The sequence below is a fragment of the Enterococcus sp. BWT-B8 genome (assembly GCF_020567625.1).
GTDB lineage: Bacteria > Bacillota > Bacilli > Lactobacillales > Enterococcaceae > Enterococcus_L.
Genome location: NZ_JAJDJV010000003.1, coordinates 174,599 through 192,649 on the forward strand (window position 1 = coordinate 174,599; position 18,051 = coordinate 192,649).

Below are 18,051 nucleotides of genomic sequence, written 5' to 3' on the forward strand. Positions count from 1 at the left end.
ATGAAAACTAATAATGTACTAAAGCAGAACAGGATTACCAAAATTGTGTATTTCCCTATGGATTTCCTCTATCTTACTACGATAATCAAAAATTAAAAATTAAAGCCCTTTTTACTAACACTTGGTAAAAAGCAGCTTTATTATTAAACGAAGCCTCATATTTTGACAGCAGCTGATCAAAGGAATTTGAGACAGTAAATCTAAAATAGACGATTAGTGTTATGTCCGGATATTAATCTACTCTATTACTGTTAAATAAGATCCGTCTGGTAAGGGAAAATTTTGGGATGCGACAAACGGATGTCACAGTCCCATATACAAAGAAATAGTTGTATGCAGACAACAAGCTTTGAATGTGAATCTTTCAAGCTTTAAGCGGAGTCTGCCTCTTGATCCAGCAAAATGCTAGACGACTGACAATCGCTGTTAATTTATATTGGCATGTATCCAGCAGTCTCATATGTAATACTATTGGATATACTTCACATTTCTTGAATTAGAAACATAACTTAGCTTTAAATCGGTCAAGATATTAGTAAAAAAACTCAAAAAAAACACCCTCCAGAATATGGAAAGTATCTTGAAATCCTTGATAATACAAAGAGTAACGTTTTGATAATTGGTTGAAAAAGTTGGTAAACCCCAAAGTACTATTGCAAGAATAGAAAATGATACAGTGAATGCTAGTTTTAAAATCCCCTATGAAACTGCTATCAAAGCAGGTAAAAAGTTACATGTAGAATTTAAGTACTATATCAGAAATGATTATTTTCTGAACACCCGATTATTTAGCTGCTGCTTTTATAAGCATATAAAGCTCATCTTAAAATCTCCCTATTGTACAAAGAGGAGCTGCACAATATCCCAGAAATAATTCTGATTATTGTGCAGCTCCTTTTATCTAAACTCTATTCTCTGTACTTTTTAGTAAAGAATGGCAGCCTTCCTTTATACAATCCATTTCCCATTAGGACTTGATTGCCAAGCTTGGAACAGATCTCCATTTTTCTTAATTGCAAATAAGTCTAAATGACCATCTTTGTTTTGCTTCATCATTGCATTTTTCTGGAAAGGACCAGAGATAGTGATACTTTTCCAAGGAGCAAAATTTGGTGCTGCTTGTTCCGAGATAAAAAGATCCCCATTTTTCTTTAAAACAGAAATAACGAGTCCGCCATTTTGATTGGTTGTTGCAAAGACATTTCCGTCAAATGGTCCAGCAATCGTTTTAGATTCCCACTTGGTGCCCCCATTTACTTTGGTTTGCCAAGCTTGATACATTGAGCCGTCTTTGTTTATAGCAAATAATTCTAAACGTCCATCTGCATTTGAAACTAGAGTTACTTCTGATTGAATATTATTCGTCAAGATTTCCATATTAAATTACCACCTTTAAAATTATTTTTGTTCTACACAAGAAAAATTTAAATGTCAGTCATTTCTTCCAGCTCTGCCTTACCATCTAATGGTTTATAGATTGTAACGATTGAAAGCTTTGGTTCAGAATTTGGAGCAACAAGAGTTACTTTACAAAGGATCTTATACTTCACACCAGCAACAACTTGAGTGCCTATTAAAGCAAATGGTTCAAAAATTGAACCACGTATACTACTTGTTGCTTCTTCTAGAATTTCTTTTACCTCGTTACTAACCATTGGAGTTTCCGGAATAGTCCAGCTGCCTGCGTTTGTCATAAGTAAATCCTCCTAAATTTTATTTACAAAATGAATGATCCATCCTGTGAATAAAGTATACAACAGCATTCTTTTTCATACAAGTAATTATTTATATTTTATTTATAGATACACAAAACTTTCTTTTAATTCACTTTTTGCCAACAAATAGAATGGTTCATTTACAAATCCTTCACTATCTGTTCACATAATGATCTTTATTTGATTAAATTGAACATAAAAAAATAACAAATGAGACTGATGAAAGTAAACATACTTTTTTCAGCCCCATAGTTATTTTTAGATAAAAACATATTATTTTCTGAGATAAGATTGAATTGCGACACTAAATTTAACAGAAAAAACCTTTCTGCTTTCGGTCTGACAGAGTTGTACAACACTAAATGTCTACGTTCCAGATCACAGAAGCAAATCCTCCCTACATGTCCTCAATTAAAACATTTATGTACATAAACCCTAGTCAATATAATTTTTCTCTGTTCAAAACAGATCCCAGTTAAATGAAAGCTTAATATAGGTAATTATTTCTACAACGCTTCCAGTTTTCTCTGATCAAAGAGGACAAACACTCTCAACACTACTATCCCAAAATCTATCAAATTATATTTTTGTATAATTTTATCCATATTAATAATGGTGTTGTTGGGTAAGGCTTAAGAGGAAAACTCTTCCTGTGCTCATTTTTCCCTTCTACGGTTGTCCAGCCATGATTGTCCAAGTCACTACACCAGAATAGGTACCGATACTTGACACCGTGGTTTTAGTTGGGTCTGCAACTAATTTCAATCCGGGCTCTGCTGACGTATCGCCCCATGTGCCAGTGACATCAAAGGTACCGCCAGAGGCATTGGTATAAATAGGCTGGCCGCCGGAATCCAAGGTTAGAGAGATTTCCTCTCCTGCACTGTCCACATACCAAAGCGCTTCGTTCATTACAGAACCTGTTTCATCATTTTTCATGTTTGTAGTTAATGCGGCATACAATGTCCAGCCATCGGCTTGATTGGCACGAGTATCTGTAACTACCAAATCACCATCTGTACTTGGGTTGTCTACCCGCTGCACCTTCGCATTGTACGTGATGCTGCCAAAGTCAACGGTTGACGGGGCTGATTTTAGAAACAGCTGCCCTGTGACTTTATAGGTCACCGTTTGTGCAGTCTCTGTAATAGAGAAATTGGTTTCATTCTCCGGTCGCACACTGATCTCATACCCTGCTGTTTCCAGCGCTGTCAGCTGATCCTGAACCGCTTGGAACTCACTGCTGGTTAAGTCAATCACATCCCCCACATTTAAAGCAGTATCAATGGTTTGACCTTCCCCAATTGTCAGGGTATAGCCGGATAATACTGTTCCGCTCTCATCTTCAAACTGAACGGTCAATACGGCATCCATGTTGATGACAACGACCTGAATCGTTGTTGTTAATGGCGTAGACAACCCTGTTTCTGCGTTTGCCGGCACCGTTAACGTCACCACATACGGCGTATCCGGTTGTAAATTACCGTACTCATTCAAACCGCCAAAATCACTAACCTGAACATACTCTGTTAAATCAGTGAACGTACCATTAGCAATATTAAATGCTTCCGGCTGACTGTTCGCCAGAATATATGCTGCTAATTCTGCATCTGTCAGGTCTCGAATATCGACATAAGCTACTTCTAAATCATCGGCAGTAATACCTGAAGCTTTTTCATAAACAATTAATGTCGCTTCAATCACCGCTGTATTCGGTGCAGCATTGCCGTCTGCATCTGTGGCCCGATCCGATACATTGATTTTAATGGTGTGTGTGCCTACAGTGTTTCGTTGGAGCTCAGCTTCTGCTTCATCCGTATAGGCATAATCAAAGCCGGTATTGATTGGACTGGTATCCGCTGCATCCTTCACGAACGCACTTGGATCAGGCAGATCATCTCCCTGACTGATATAGAAAGTCACCGGTGTGGCTGTAGGCGGCGTCTTATCCAAAACAACCTGTGTCGGTTCTTCTGATTTCAGATTGGCGAACCCATACGCATGGATGACATTTCCAGCAGTGAAATAATTTCCAGAGCTGATCGTGTACGACCAGTTGCCGTCACTGTCCGCCTGAACAGTAAAGTTATCACGCGTTTCCTGCGCCATTCTGGTATCTTCAACGGGTGATTCAATCGTATCATTAACCCCTTTTTCTTTTGCGGAAGTCGTCCCGTTCAGTGCTTCTTCCCAAAGTCGAATGTAGGTGCCCGGAACTGCATACCCATACACTGTATACGAGCCCGGATCATCAGGATTATCATTCGAGATACTATGAATGGAGACACTTGGATCTGGAATTCGGGTAAACAGCACACGCTGTTGTCTTCGAGTTGTAAAGTTTGCCCTAAAGCTGTTCAGTGTAGCATTTGTCATAGAGTTGGCAGAGGTAATCGTTGGAGTATAGCCATTATAGGTTAAAAGCATGCTTGACATTGGTATATAAGAGTAAGTATAACCTTCGTCACCATCTACTCCTGTTGCCATATTTCCATCAGCCCATTGATATACATTCTGAACGGAAACATTTAGTACACCGCCATTCCTCATATAAATCAATCCATTAGAACCGCTTATTGATTTTGTTTTTTGTAAATTAACTCTTTCGGCATCAGAAAATTTAAAACTTGATGAAGTATTACCTAAATACATCAAATTTTGACTTGTAGAAGTGCTATCACTAATGATATTTAGTATCCCTTTTGATGCAATTTCAAAATCTACTGCTGCATTAGCATAAAATAAATGTGTACCTGATCTCACCATATTTTCACCAGTAATATTTAACGTTCCTGAAATTGAAACTTTACCGCCTGCCATATAAAAAGGATTATATTTGGCACCATTAGTAGAATCACTGTATCTATCAGTAATCACTGATAAAACAGCCCCTTCTTCAACAAGTAAATTGGAATTGCTATTTTCCATATAAACGACAGTAGGTTGAACAGTATGATGTGAGACAGCTGTTACTTTTGCTCCACTTCTTATAATAAAATTACCCGAGCTGATATCTATTACAGATGCGTACCCTTGGGTAAAATTCTCAGGGTTTCCTGTTTCGCTTTCTCTAACAGCTGTTACGACAGCATTTTCACCAATTTCAAGATTACCGCTTTCTCTTAAATGGATTGGCACTCCACTTAAAGCAGAGAAATATGCATTAGAATTGGGTGCAATAGTTGCTGCAGCAACACTGATCGTCTGATTATGAGTATAATTGACATCAAAATCTCTTATAACAGAACCATCTTTTCTAACTGAAGTATATGTAGCAACTTGCTGCACATGTACATCTCCACCAAAAGACACTTTTGAACGTTGAGACTCAATTAGCTGTGAACCAAAATTGGTAAAGTCAATGTAATTAACTGTCGTTCTTGACTGATAAGCATTGGATAAATCCCAAAACTCCATTATTCCCCAATAATTACCATGGAAGGTGTTCATATTTTGTAAAGTGATACCCCAAGCTTTGGACGTAGTAGTCATCGTTCTATTTGTAAAACACCAGGTTATTGATCCTTGATCCCATGTATAACCATCGCCTTCAATTACAACATCCCTTGCAATACCTAAAGCATTAAAATAAATAAAGGTTGTCCTACCATTAGTATTGCTTGACGAATTCCTATATGCAAACCGTTCTGCAGCATTATTTATATTCGCTACTTGTCTGGATGTGTCATTACGACCTAAAGGAACAACGATATCATCAACAAATTGAATATTGGTTACACTAATGGTTGCTAAAGCGACATTTAATTTTTCGTAAGTATCAACGAAACGAGTATGTTTGTATTTTTCACCATAAGTCAGTTTTGAATTACTTAGATAACTTGTCATCCCTTTTGATTCAGCTAAAACTGGATAGAAAAACGGAGCGTAATAATTATTAGATTTCACATTGATATTTTGCAACGTAATATCCCAATAACTAGAAGTATTCGTCGCTGCATTCACAAAGCCGATTGCTAGATTTCCAAAATCAAAGGTATGTCCATTTCCGTCAATAACCAGTGATCTGGAAATCGCAGGCTTACTGACAAACAGATACTGGTAACCAGTATCAAGATTCACAGAATCTTTATCAAACAGACCTTCGTAGTTATTGAGTGTGCCTGTAAGCTGGATATCATTTGCTAATGAAATCGTTGTGATACTTGAATCAGCTAAGGCTTCAACAAATGTTTGCCAGTCCGTTACTTCTGCCGTACCGGCTGCAAGCAGATTTACTCCTCTCTTCTCCACTGGAAAAACAGCACTTTCTTCTGTCTCGTTTTCAGCTTCTTCCTGAGCTTCAGAAGTCTCTGTCTGCTCTTTCTTCACATCATTTCTCAGCATGCTGCTGTCTGCAGCAGGTATTATATCCTGCTGCAGTAAATCTGTTCCGCTGGAGCTTATTTCAGTTTTGACGGCCTCTTCATTCGCCTTAATCGGAGTACTCAAGGTCCACTGGAATACTAAACCTGTAAGTGCAATAGACAAAACAGCTGTCAAACTTTTTTTTCTGATTTCCATATTTTTTCAACTCCCCCCCTTTTCTATTTTTTTGTGTCAGACGGCATACTATATTTCATTTTTCTGACTATCCAATCCTATCCTTCTAATCAACTGGAACAACTTCCTCTCATACCTCTTATTCTTTACCAGAATAAATCCGATTTGATATTGGTATATGGGAGTATTTATTTGTCCCAGTCTTATATTAAGATGATCTAATTTATGACAGCAGAAAAAGTGAAACCAAATTATTCACATTACATCTATATAAATCAAATCCTCTGGTTTTCTTCGATTAAAGAAGATAAACACAAGTAATACCACTATCCCAAAATCTATCAAATTGTCTTTTTGTATATTTTATCTGTATTACTAATGGTGTTAGTGGATAAGACCCCAGAGGAAAGCTCTTCCTATGCTCATTTTTCCCTTCTACGGTTGTCCAGCCATGATTGTCCAAGTCACTACACCAGAATAGTTACCGGTACTTGACACCGTAGTTTTGGTTGGGTCTGCAATTAATTTCAATCCGGGCTCTGTTGGCGTACCGCCCCATGTACCAGTGACATCAAAGGTACCCCCAGAGGCATTGGTATAAATAGGCTGGCTGCCGGAATCCAATGTTAGAGAGAGTTCCTTTCCTGCACGGTCCACATACCAAAGGGCTTCGTTCATTATAGAACCTGTTTCATCATTTTTCATATTTGTGGTTAATGCGGCATACAATGTCCAGCCAGCGGTTTGATTGGCACGAGTATCTGTAACCACCAAATCACCATCCGTGCTTGGATTGTCTACCCGCTGCACCTTCGCATTGTACGTGATGCTGCCAAAATCAACAGTTGACGGGGCTGATTTTAGAAACAGCTGCCCTGTGACTTTATAGGTCACCGTTTGTGCAGTCTCTGTAATAGAGAAACTGGTTTCATTCTCCGGTCGCACACTGATCTCATACCCTGCTATTTCCAGCGCTGTCAGCTGATCCTGAACTGCTTGAAACTCACTGCCGGTTAAGTCAATCACATCCCCCACATTTAAAGCGGTATCAATGGCTTGACCTTCCCCAATTGTCAGAGTATAGCCAGGCATCACCTGATTTTCTTCATTAACAAACACTGCTGTTAAAACGGATGCTCTGGTAACCATAAGGGTTGCGGCAGGCTCAAATGCGGTATCATGAAAATCAAAGGATTCTGCCGGGTTGATATTTCCACGCTCATTATTGGTTGCAGGCGGGTCAATTACACCAGCGTTGCCTGCCAACCCTTCATTATCTCGTAAAAACACTTGTATTATATCGTCTTCTTCCAAGGTCAGTGCCGTTAAATCAATGGTGAAATTCCCATCATCATCCACTGTTACACCAGAGGTGTCAAAGGCTTGCCCATTATGAGCAGCCGTCACTTCCACTTCCTTATTTTCAGAATGTCCCTGAATGCCGGCAGCCGTTTTTCCAATCATTTTCGAGGGAAATTCTGCTGGTTTTGGCGGTACAATTGGGAACACCTCCACCGTATCTGTAAGAATCAGATTTTCCATTCCCGGGGTTAATTCGCCTGAAACCAGCTTTACTTCCTTGATACGAACTTTGTCGCCTGCTTCCAGGAATTCATCTAATTCAATGTCAAAGAGTCCTCCTCTTGGCTCTTCACCGTAAACGCTGAGTCCAACTTCGTCCTTAGTATGCCCCACAGTGGTAGCAGTATATTCTTCCAGTGAACCATTCTTTCGTTCCACTTCTACGATTACTTCTGCTTCATCAGTCCATGCTGGACGAGTTGCTTCCAGTCCTACAGGAACACTCACACGTCCATAAATATGCTTATCCGCATTGGTTGGTACACGTAATTCATCTGCGATTGCCCAGCGCCCATTGTTTGAGCTTATTCGTGCATATTCCTGCAAGCCTGTCGCACCAATCGTTGACGTATTCAGCTCTTCTTCACTGCTGGTGGATACCAGTGTCCTTAAATTAACCCCGCTAAATTGATAATCTAAATTTCTAAAATTCAAATATGGATCACCGTCTAAATCTGAACCCCCTTCCCAAAGAGCCAAGTCACTGTTGATACCTGTTAGTTGTGAATTAGCAGTTGTAGAAAACACTCGTCCGCCGCCTTGACGATCATTCCGAAAATCTAGGAACAATGGATTATCAAATATAATGTTCGCAGCTCCTATATCGAAAATAGCCAAATTGGAATCTGTATTTCCTCGTGCTTCAAAGTAACCATAATTAGATACTTCCAAGTCCACATCAAATTTAGTAAAACCCAATACATTAGTGATTGCCGCACCATCTTTTGCATGAATCCTTACTTCACTCCCCATATCTCTTACAATGAAACCACTTCGCAAATTACCATTATCACCTACAAACCTCACAGCATCGACACGGTGTGTAGTAGTACCCTGCTTTTCAGTATAAATAGATAATTTCCCTCCTGATTCAACAGTCACAATAGTACCAGTCCGATTTCTCAAGCCTCCAGATTGAGTAGAAGTAGTGTAATCAGTTTTTTGAATATCCACAATAGCATTGGTTTGAATGGTTACTTCGATAGCTTCCAATCTGCTACTTCCCATGACTCCTTGCAATATTTCAGCCTCAATCGGATTCGTTACCTGAGAAACAGAGGCTGAACGCGTGCCATCCTGATGAAGTTCGAGGTAAGAGTGATTTTTTATCACTGTCTCTAGAGCATTGTAAAGGAATCGAGGTGAATTAATTTCAGAATTATCTATGACTATCGTCTCTCCTGCCACAAACCATAACTGTCCAGATAGAACATGTATTTTACTATCTTTAACTACTGTACTCCCTTTTTCTCCTAAAGAACCTCCTATGGCAGATTTATCTAGGGCTGCTTTAACTATAACCTCACTATCGACAATAGACATATCTACATTGTCTCCCCAAAAAAGTATTCCGTCTTTATCCTCAGCTGTAATATCAATTGTTGATTCACCACTAATATCTACCTGCGATCCTTCACCATTGACATAAATCGCCCTACCACTATTCATAGTAGATCTACCTGGATTATTAATAGATATTTCAGACCCGCCTGATAGCTTCAATGTCGGATTAGAAGTACGATTTCCAATGCTAATATCATCACCATTAATCACAGAACCTCCCGTATTAATATCAATCTTACTTTTATTTTCCAACAAAAGAGAAGCATCTGTTCCTAACAAGTCTATTCCCGTCATACCTGTCATTACTATATCGCTATTATTCAACCTCATCTCAGGAGCCGTACCGTTCATAAGAAAAGTACGACCGCCAGTTACAGCTGCATTCATATTAAATACACTATTAGTCAGCAATACCTGAGAATTATCCCCTTGCAGGTTGACCCGTTGTCCACTAGTACTTTCAACTATTCCTTTACTATCTTGAGCGATTATTTTTGGCTCCTTGCCAGATAGGTAAATTCCTTCACCTGTTGTTGCTGTAACATTTAATTCACCTAGTTCTATCACTATACTTGGTTGGTCGCCAGATAAATTAATTCCTTTACCTGTTGTTGACACAACGTTTAATTCACCTAATTCCATCATTACACTTGGTTGATTGCCTGATAAAAAAATTGCTTCCCTTGTAGCAGAACTTGTAGAAATCTTTCCATCATCAACTTGTATTTTGGGCTCTTCACCAGATAAAAAAATTCCGCGTTTAGCTGCGGTACTTGATATTGTTACGTTTCCTCCCGAAAAAACAGAGAGTTTGGGGTTCGCTCCAACTAATGCGATAGTATTACCATTCGTATTTGTAGGAGAAGTTGTTGTCCCTATGGTACTCACCATCAAGGAAGCGGCTGTTTGTATTAACAGCTCTGGATTATTGCCACGCAAATCGATTGTATTAGCTGTAGCCCACACACCTGCTGTTGGTGCTGCTGTTGTAATTGAGACAGATGCGCCTTCCTCAATTGTTACTTTTGGAGAAGATACCGTTTCAGCTGAGAAAAAGACTGCAGTATTTCCACGGCTAATAACAACTTCTGCATGATTTGATGCGATTATTTCTTTTGCTTCAATAAATGTTCTCGTCGATTGCGACCGTATGAAGCTGGAATTACCTCCAGTGAAGTGGACAACACCTTGAGGAAGAGCCGCTAATTGCATGGTATTCGCATCTACTTCTTGAATATCTTCCAATTCAAGTGTCCAATTTCCACTAGCTTCTGCTGAAGCGCTCACCAATGGAGTTGTTCCGCTTTTGGTAATCGTTACATTTTCCATACGGAAAACAGACGGTTCAGCTACTTCTTCTAATTGAAAATAGAAACTATTATGTGCAAAATTCAATGTATGTCCATTCCCTTGAATCAGCAGTGAACGATTTACCGCCATTGCACTTCCTGTATTTCCAACTAAATTCTCTTGTACTGAAATAATTGAAACCTCAGACCTGCTCACAGCTTCCTTAAATTCATCCACCGTCGAAACCATTACCGTCTCACCAGTAAATGAATTAATTTCTTCGGCTGATTGAACATTAGTGCCTACTTGTGTAGGTTCTACAGTTGCTTGATTCCTAAGAGTCAGTACCTCTGGCTCACTTTGAATAGAAAGGGGGGCATCCTTTTTAGCTTCAATCGGTATTGCTGGTTTATACAAATACCCTATTGTTAATAAGAATGTTATTACTAGCAGCAGTTTAGTAATTTTTTTCATCTTTTCGCCTCCATACGCAATCACTTACTTTGTTCTTGTCTCTTTTTTAGAAAGCCGTCAAGTCATTCAAATGATAAATTTCTCATCCACTACCTCACCATTCACATAAAGAAAATTCCCTGAATCATTGATCTGTTCTTCCAGCAGACCAACGATTCGGTGAACCTGCTGTGTCTCTCCCTCTCCCTAGCGAAATAGTATCAGATCAAGCCGGTCAATCGCTTTCGTCCCTTGAAAAATCGTATTGTTATCCTGTAACACAGGTACCCTATTTTCCCCTCTACGGTTGTCCAGCCATGATTGTCCAAGTCACTACACCAGAATAGGTACCGATACTTGACACCGTGGTTTTGGTTGGGTCTGCAACTAATTTCAACCCAGGCTCTGTTGGCGTGTCCCCCCACGTGTCAGTGACAGCAAAGGTACCACCAGAGGCATTGGTATAAATAGGTTGATTGCCAGACTCCACTGTTAAGGCAAATTCCTCTCCTGCACTATCCACATACCAAAGCGCTTCATTCATTACAGAACCTGTTTTTTCATTTTTCATGTTTGTAGTTAATGCGGCATACAATGTCCAGCCATCGGCTTGATTGGCACGAGTATCTGTAATCACCAAATCACCATCCGTGCTTGGATTGTCTACTCGCTGCACCTTCGCATTGTACGTGATGCTGCCAAAGTCAACAGTTGATGGTGCTGATTTTAGAAACAGCTGCCCAGCAACTTTATAGGTCACCGTCTGTACAGGTTCTGTAATAGCGAAATTGGTCTCATTCTCCGGTCGCACACTGATCTCATACCCTGCTGTTTCCAGTGCTGCCAGCTGATCCTGAACCGCTTGGAACTCACTGCCGGTTAAATCAATCACATCTCCCACATTTAAAGCGGTATCAACGGTTTGACCTTCCCCAATTGTCAGGGTATAGCCTGACATCACCTGGTTTTCTTCATTTATAAATTCAACCTTGACTTGCGCTGACTGAGGAACATTCACAATTAAAATAATTTGATCTTGTGAGAACGATGGCAACAGTTCACTGTTGTATACGTCCAACGTAAACACATTTTGTCCCTGCTCAAGCCGCTCCTGAGGAATTGTTAAACTTGCAGCAACAAATGACTCACTACCAAGTGCAGTAGCACCCCAAGTATCTATTACAGCTCCTCCTTCTTTCGCCAAAACAAAATTCAACGAGTCTCCTGTGTCAGGGTCCTTCCAATAAAACGGGATTGTTAAAACATCGGTTCCACTGGTTATTAGTTCTTTTTCTTTTACTGAATTCTGTGGAGTCCAAGAAAGTTCAGCACGTCGATCTTCCGCATTTACCCAGAAATATGCAGGGAGACTAAAGAAGCTCTGAAAATTAGAAACACTGCTCAGTTCTCTCCCTTCGATATAACTCATAAAATTGGTCTTAAAATGATTGTTTACGAATCTTCTGATTTTTATATTATCAATAAAAAATTCTACACTTTCACCTGACAACAGCCGTAATTCACCTGGATTAAACGCCACTTTTATCTGTCCATCAACATCCAGTATTGCAGACTTATGTTGAGTAGATCCTATGACTGCTCCAGCTCCATTACGCCTAATATAGCTAATTAATACTTCCTCACCTTCATTTTCAACTATCCCTGCCTCTACAATTCCATTCCATTGAGATACCTCATAAGGTAGTTCCCCTCTTACAGAAAATGTGCTTTTTAAACTAACACTATCATCAGATGACACAAAAACCGAGCCCAATTCATCTGTTTCAGCAACTACAACAGAACTCTCCTGTCCAGTTCCATCCTTTAGAACCACATCACTCTTTACTTCACCACTTAGTTCAACAGGTACTTGCGTAAATACAAAAGCTGTTTCTCCTTGAAATATCCCGTTTGCTGCTGAAAATCCCCAATATGCTTTATATCCATTCGTAGCCAACTTCAGCTCTTGGTTCAAATCTGCCCAAGGAATTTTGACAATTGGTGTTGCTTTTCCTGTAACAGGATTCCTTAACTGATAAGAAAATGATTTTGTCCCTGTTTCAAACGAATAAATAAACTCATACCAAGTACCATCTTGAATACGATCTCCTAAAATACCTGGTAATGAATAGGTCTGATAATGCTTTATTCGTGCATTTCTGGTTTCCTTTAACAAACCTGTAAACCACCATCCTTCATCTGCTAATCCAGGTCCTACAGCTTGATACCCTTTTTCTAAATTTCCAGGAAAAGAATAAGCCACATGCGGTCCATTACTTTCTCTCACATCATATACAGAGGTGTCTCCTCTATTAGCATATAAATCAAATTCCACAGCTACAGAATTTTTTATTGCACCTTCTTCTGGTGTATGAAGCGTAGTCCCCAAAAAACCTGATTTAGAGCTTCTGGCAGCCCCATACACGCCTAAATTCTGACCATCAGTTGATTCATTATTCTCTGTTGTTAGGGCTCTTCTACCATTGGGATCATTATGCATGACAAACGCAAACCCATCTGCTTTCGTTGTACCAAAATTCACATACGCTCTTCCGTTGAAAGATTTAGTAAAATCTAAACGATATGTACTTTCTGACCAAACAGACACCCAATTACTTCTTCCTGATAATTTAAGTTCTGTATATGGAAAGCCGCCGTTTTGACTAGGATCATTAATATTATTGACCTGAATTCCACTCCCATTAGGCGAAGTAAACAATCCCTCAATTTGGATAGCTCCTTTAGGGATCTTATCAGCACCTTTCTCTGCTGCAGCAACTCCTTGACCACAATAAAAATAAATTATCATCAAAAAAAGAGCACAAAGTACCTTTCTTTTCATTTCTTTCATACCTCCCCATTAATAAGTTCTAACTTGTACTATTCTTCCTTAAATTTCCACTATAAATCTGATTCTCTGGTTTTCTCCAATTAAAGAAGATAAACACAAGTAATACCACTATCCCAAAATCTATCAAATTGTCTTTTTGTATATTTTATCTGTATTACTAATGGTGTTAGTGGATAAGACCCCAGAGGAAAGCTCTTCCTATGCTCATTTTTCCCTTCTACGGTTGTCCAGCCATGATTGTCCAAGTCACTACACCAGAATAGGTACCGATACTTGACACCGTGGTTTTGGTTGGGTCTGCAATTAATTTCAATCCGGGCTCTGTTGGCGTACCGCCCCATGTACCAGTGACATCAAAGGTTCCCCCAGAAGCATTGGTATAAATAGGCTGATTGCCGGAATCCAATGTTAGAGAGAGTTCCTCTCCTGCACTGTCCACATACCAAAGGGCTTCGTTCATTATAGAACCTGTTTTATCATTTTTCATATTTGTGGTTAATGCGGCATACAATGTCCAGCCAGCAGCTTGAGTGGCACGAGTATCTGTAACCACCAAATCACCATCCGTGCTTGGATTGTCTACCCGCTGCACCTTCGCATTGTACGTGATGCTGCCAAAGTCAACGGTTGACGGGGCTGATTTTAGAAACAGCTGCCCTGTGACTTTATAGGTCACCGTTTGTGCAGTCTCTGTAATAGAGAAACTGGTTTCATTCTCCGGTCGCACACTGATCTCATACCCTGCTGTTTCCAACGCTGTCAGCTGATCCTGAACCGCTTGAAACTCACTGCCGGTTAAGTCAATCACATCCCCCACATTTAAAGCGGTATCAATGGCTTGACCTTCCCCAATTGTCAGAGTATAGCCAGGCATCACCTGATTTTCTTCATTAACAAACACTGCTGTTAAAACGGATGCTCTGGTAACCATAAGGGTTGCGGCAGGCTCAAATGTAGTATCATGAAAATCAAAGGATTCTGCCGGGTTAATATTTCCACGCTCATTATTGGTTGCAGGCGGGGCAATTACACCAGCGTTGCCTGCCAATCCTTCATTATCTCGTAAAAACACTTGTATTATATCGTCTTCTTCCAAGGTCAGTGCCGTTAAGTCAATGGTAAAATCCCCATCATCATCCACTGTTACACCAGAGGTGTCAAAGGCTTGCCCATTATGAGCAGCCGTCACTTCCACTTCCTTATTTTCAGAATGTCCCTGAATGCCGGCAGCCGTTTTTCCAATCATTTTCGAGGAAAATTCTGCTGGTTTTGGTGGTACAATTGGGAACACCTCCACCGTATCTGTAAGAATCAGATTTTCCATTCCCAGAGTTAATTCGTCTGAAACCAGCTTTACTTCCTTGATACGAACTTTATCGCCTGCTTTCAGGAATTCATCTAATTCAATGTCAAAGAGTCCTCCTCTTGGCTCTTCACCGTAAACGCTGAGTCCAACTTCGTCCTTAGTATGCCCCACAGTGGTAGCAGTATATTCTTCCAGTGAACCATTCTTTCGTTCCACTTCTACGATTACTTCTGCTTCATCAGTCCATGCTGGACGAGTTACTTCCAGTCCTACAGGAACACTCACACGTCCATAAATATGCTTATCTGCATTGGTTGGTACACGTAATTCATCTGCGATTGCCCAGCGCCCATTATTTGAGCTTACTCGTGCATATTCCTGCAAGCCTGTCGCACCAATCGTTGACGTATTCAGCTCTTCTTCATTGCTGGTAGACACCAATTCAGTTAAATTACTCCCGCTAAATTGATAATCTAACTTTCTAAAGTTCAAATATGGATCACCGTCTAAATCTGAACCGCCTTCCCAAAGAGCCAAGTCACTGTTGATACCAGTTAGTTGTGAATTACTAGTTGTAGAAAACACTCGTCCGCCGCCTTGACGATCATTCCGAAAATCCAGGAACAATGGATTATCAAATACAATGTCCGCAGCTGCAATATTGAAAGTACCTGAATTATTTGTAGCTGTATTTCCTCGTGCTTCAAAGTAGCCATAATTCGATACTTCCAGCATCATATCAAATTTAGTGAGGTACCATGAGTTAGTGATTGCCGCACCATTTTCTGCGTGAATTCTTACCTCACTTCCCATATCCCTTACAATGAAACCACTTTGCACATTACCATTACTACCTCTAAACGCTACAGCCGCATTAGGAGCCGCATTTTGACTATCACTAGGCACACCATCTCCTTTATTGTAAACAGATAACTTCCCACCTGATTCAATAGTCACCACAGCACCAGTCGCATTTCTTAATCCACTATTATTATTAACTTTTCCATCGGTCCTGCTAATATCCACAACAGCATTGGTTTGAATGCTTAAAGTAGTATTTGACAATCTGTCAGATCCCATGACGCCTTCATGTATCCCCTCCAGGAGATTATTACCAATGGATGAAGTGCTGCCATCATGATAAAGTTTGAGGTAAGAATAATTTCTTATTACTGTCTCTAGGGCATTGTAAAATAGCCGGGGTGAAACAATTTCAGAATTATCTATAGTTAATGTCTCTCCTGTCATCAACCATAAATTCCCCATTGGAATATGTATTTTACTATCTTTAATTACAGTATTCCCTGTTTCTGACTTAGTACTTTCTATTGCAGATGCCTCTCGAGCTGTTTTAACCATAATCTCACTATCAACAATAGAAATATCTCCGTTCATTCCTTGGACAAATAATCCTGCTTTACTACCAGATACAATATCTATAGAAAGTATTGACCCATCACTAATATCTACCTGCGGTTTTTCACCCGATAAATAAATCGCATTCCCACTACGCCCCATGCTCTCAATAGATATTTTAGACTCATTTGATAACTTTAATATCGGATTAGACTCAGCATTTCCAATTCTAATATCCGAGTTAATAGTCCCAGCTCCTCTACCCACAATATTAATCGTACTTTTATTTTCTAATAAAAGAACGGCGTCAGCGCCTGATAAGTTTATTCCATTAGAATCGTCTCTATCTGTTATTATTATTTCACTATTGTTCAATCTCATCTCAGGAGTCGTACCTCCCATGAAAAAACCTTGACCATTAGTTGCTTTCATATCAAATACACTATTAGTTAGCAGTATCTGTGAATCATCCCCTTGCAGGTTAATCCGTTGTCCACTAGTACTTTCAATTATTCCTTTACTATCTTGAGCAATTATTTTTGGCTCCTTGCCAGATAAGCAAATTCCTTGACCTGTTGTTGCTGTAACATTTAATTCACCTAGTTGCATTACTAAGCTTGGCTGATCACCAAATAAAAAAATTCCGCGTTTAGCTGCGGTACTTGATATTGTTACGTTTCCTCCCGAAAAAACAGAGACTTTGGGGTTCGCTCCAACTAATGCGATAGTATTACCATTCGTATTTGTAGGAGAAGTTGTTGTCCCTATGGTACTCACCATCAAGGAAGCGGCTGTTTGTATTAACAGCTCTGGATTATTGCCACGTAAATCGATTGTATTAGCTGTAGCCCCCACACCTGCTGTTGGTGCTGCTGTTGTAATTGAGACAGATGCGCCTTCCTCAATTGTTACTTTTGGAGAAGATACCGTTTCAGCTGAGAAAAAGACTGCAGTATTTCCACGGCTAATAACAACTTCTGCATGATTTGATGCGATTATTTCTTTTGCTTCAATAAATGTTCTCGTCGATTGCGACCGTATGAAGCTGGAATTACCTCCAGTGAAGTGGACAACGCCTTGAGGGAGAGCCGCTAATTGCATGGTATTCGCATCTACTTCTTGAATATCTTCCAATTCAAATGTCCAATTTCCACTCGCTTCTGCTGAAGCATTCACCAATGGCATTATAACGCTTTTTGTAATCGTTACATTTTCCATACGGAAAACAGACGATTCAGCTACTTCTCCTAATTGAAAATAAAGATTATTATGTGCAAAATTCAATGTATGTCCATTCCCTTGAATCAGCAGTGAACGATTTACCGCCATTGCACTTCCTGTATTTCCAACTAAATTCTCTTGTACTGAAATAATCGAAACCTCAGACCTGCTCACAGCTTCCTTAAATTCATCCATTGTCGAAACTTCTGCTATTTCACCAGTAAATGGATCAATTTCTTCAGCTGCTTGACCATTAGTGCCTACTTGTGTAGTTTCTACAGTTGCTTGATTCCTAAGCGTTAGTATCTCTGGCTCACTTTGAATAGAAAGGGGGGCATCCTTTTTAGCTTCAATCGGTATTGCTGGTTTATACAAATACCCTATTGTTAATAAGAATGTTATTACTAGCAGCAGTTTAGTAATTTTTTTCATCT

At 39.7% G+C, this 18,051-nt stretch carries 6 protein-coding genes; all 6 read right to left on the reverse strand.

Annotation, left to right across the window (positions count from 1 at the left end; genetic code table 11):
• Positions 1–948: 948 nt before the first annotated feature.
• A complete protein-coding gene (locus LI951_RS05260; protein ID WP_229441491.1) occupies positions 949–1,377 on the reverse strand; it encodes a hypothetical protein in 429 nt (142 codons plus the stop codon).
• A 47-nt stretch (positions 1,378–1,424) separates the two neighbouring features.
• Positions 1,425–1,694, reverse strand: a complete 270-nt coding sequence (locus LI951_RS05265; RefSeq protein ID WP_229441492.1) for a hypothetical protein — start codon at positions 1,692–1,694, stop codon at positions 1,425–1,427.
• Positions 1,695–2,384: 690 nt separating this feature from the next.
• Positions 2,385–6,236 (reverse strand): pectate lyase-like adhesive domain-containing protein, encoded by a 3,852-nt coding sequence (locus LI951_RS05270; RefSeq protein WP_229441493.1) that lies wholly within the window; start codon positions 6,234–6,236, stop codon positions 2,385–2,387.
• 414 nt (positions 6,237–6,650) lie between these two features.
• Positions 6,651–10,904 carry a pectate lyase-like adhesive domain-containing protein gene (locus LI951_RS05275; RefSeq protein WP_229441494.1) on the reverse strand — a complete coding sequence of 1,418 codons (4,254 nt, stop codon included), beginning with the start codon at positions 10,902–10,904 and terminating at the stop codon, positions 6,651–6,653.
• A 280-nt stretch (positions 10,905–11,184) separates the two neighbouring features.
• Positions 11,185–13,725: a lectin-like domain-containing protein gene (locus LI951_RS05280; protein WP_229441495.1), complete on the reverse strand. Its 2,541-nt coding sequence runs from the start codon at positions 13,723–13,725 to the stop codon at positions 11,185–11,187.
• Between the two features lie 226 nt (positions 13,726–13,951).
• Entirely contained in the window at positions 13,952–18,049 is a 4,098-nt protein-coding gene (locus LI951_RS05285; RefSeq protein ID WP_229441496.1) for a pectate lyase-like adhesive domain-containing protein, read from the reverse strand.
• Positions 18,050–18,051: the final 2 nt, after the last annotated feature.

What these genes read in the sequence shown, in the direction of transcription:
- LI951_RS05260 (WP_229441491.1), bottom strand. Translation starts at nt 1,377, where the DNA reads ATGGAAATCTTGACGAATAATATTCAATCAGAAGTAACTCTAGTTTCA.
- LI951_RS05280 (WP_229441495.1), bottom strand. Translation starts at nt 13,725, where the DNA reads ATGAAAAGAAAGGTACTTTGTGCTCTTTTTTTGATGATAATTTATTTT.
- LI951_RS05270 (WP_229441493.1), bottom strand. Translation starts at nt 6,236, where the DNA reads ATGGAAATCAGAAAAAAAAGTTTGACAGCTGTTTTGTCTATTGCACTT.
- LI951_RS05275 (WP_229441494.1), bottom strand. Translation starts at nt 10,904, where the DNA reads ATGAAAAAAATTACTAAACTGCTGCTAGTAATAACATTCTTATTAACA.
- LI951_RS05285 (WP_229441496.1), bottom strand. Translation starts at nt 18,049, where the DNA reads ATGAAAAAAATTACTAAACTGCTGCTAGTAATAACATTCTTATTAACA.
- LI951_RS05265 (WP_229441492.1), bottom strand. Translation starts at nt 1,694, where the DNA reads ATGACAAACGCAGGCAGCTGGACTATTCCGGAAACTCCAATGGTTAGT.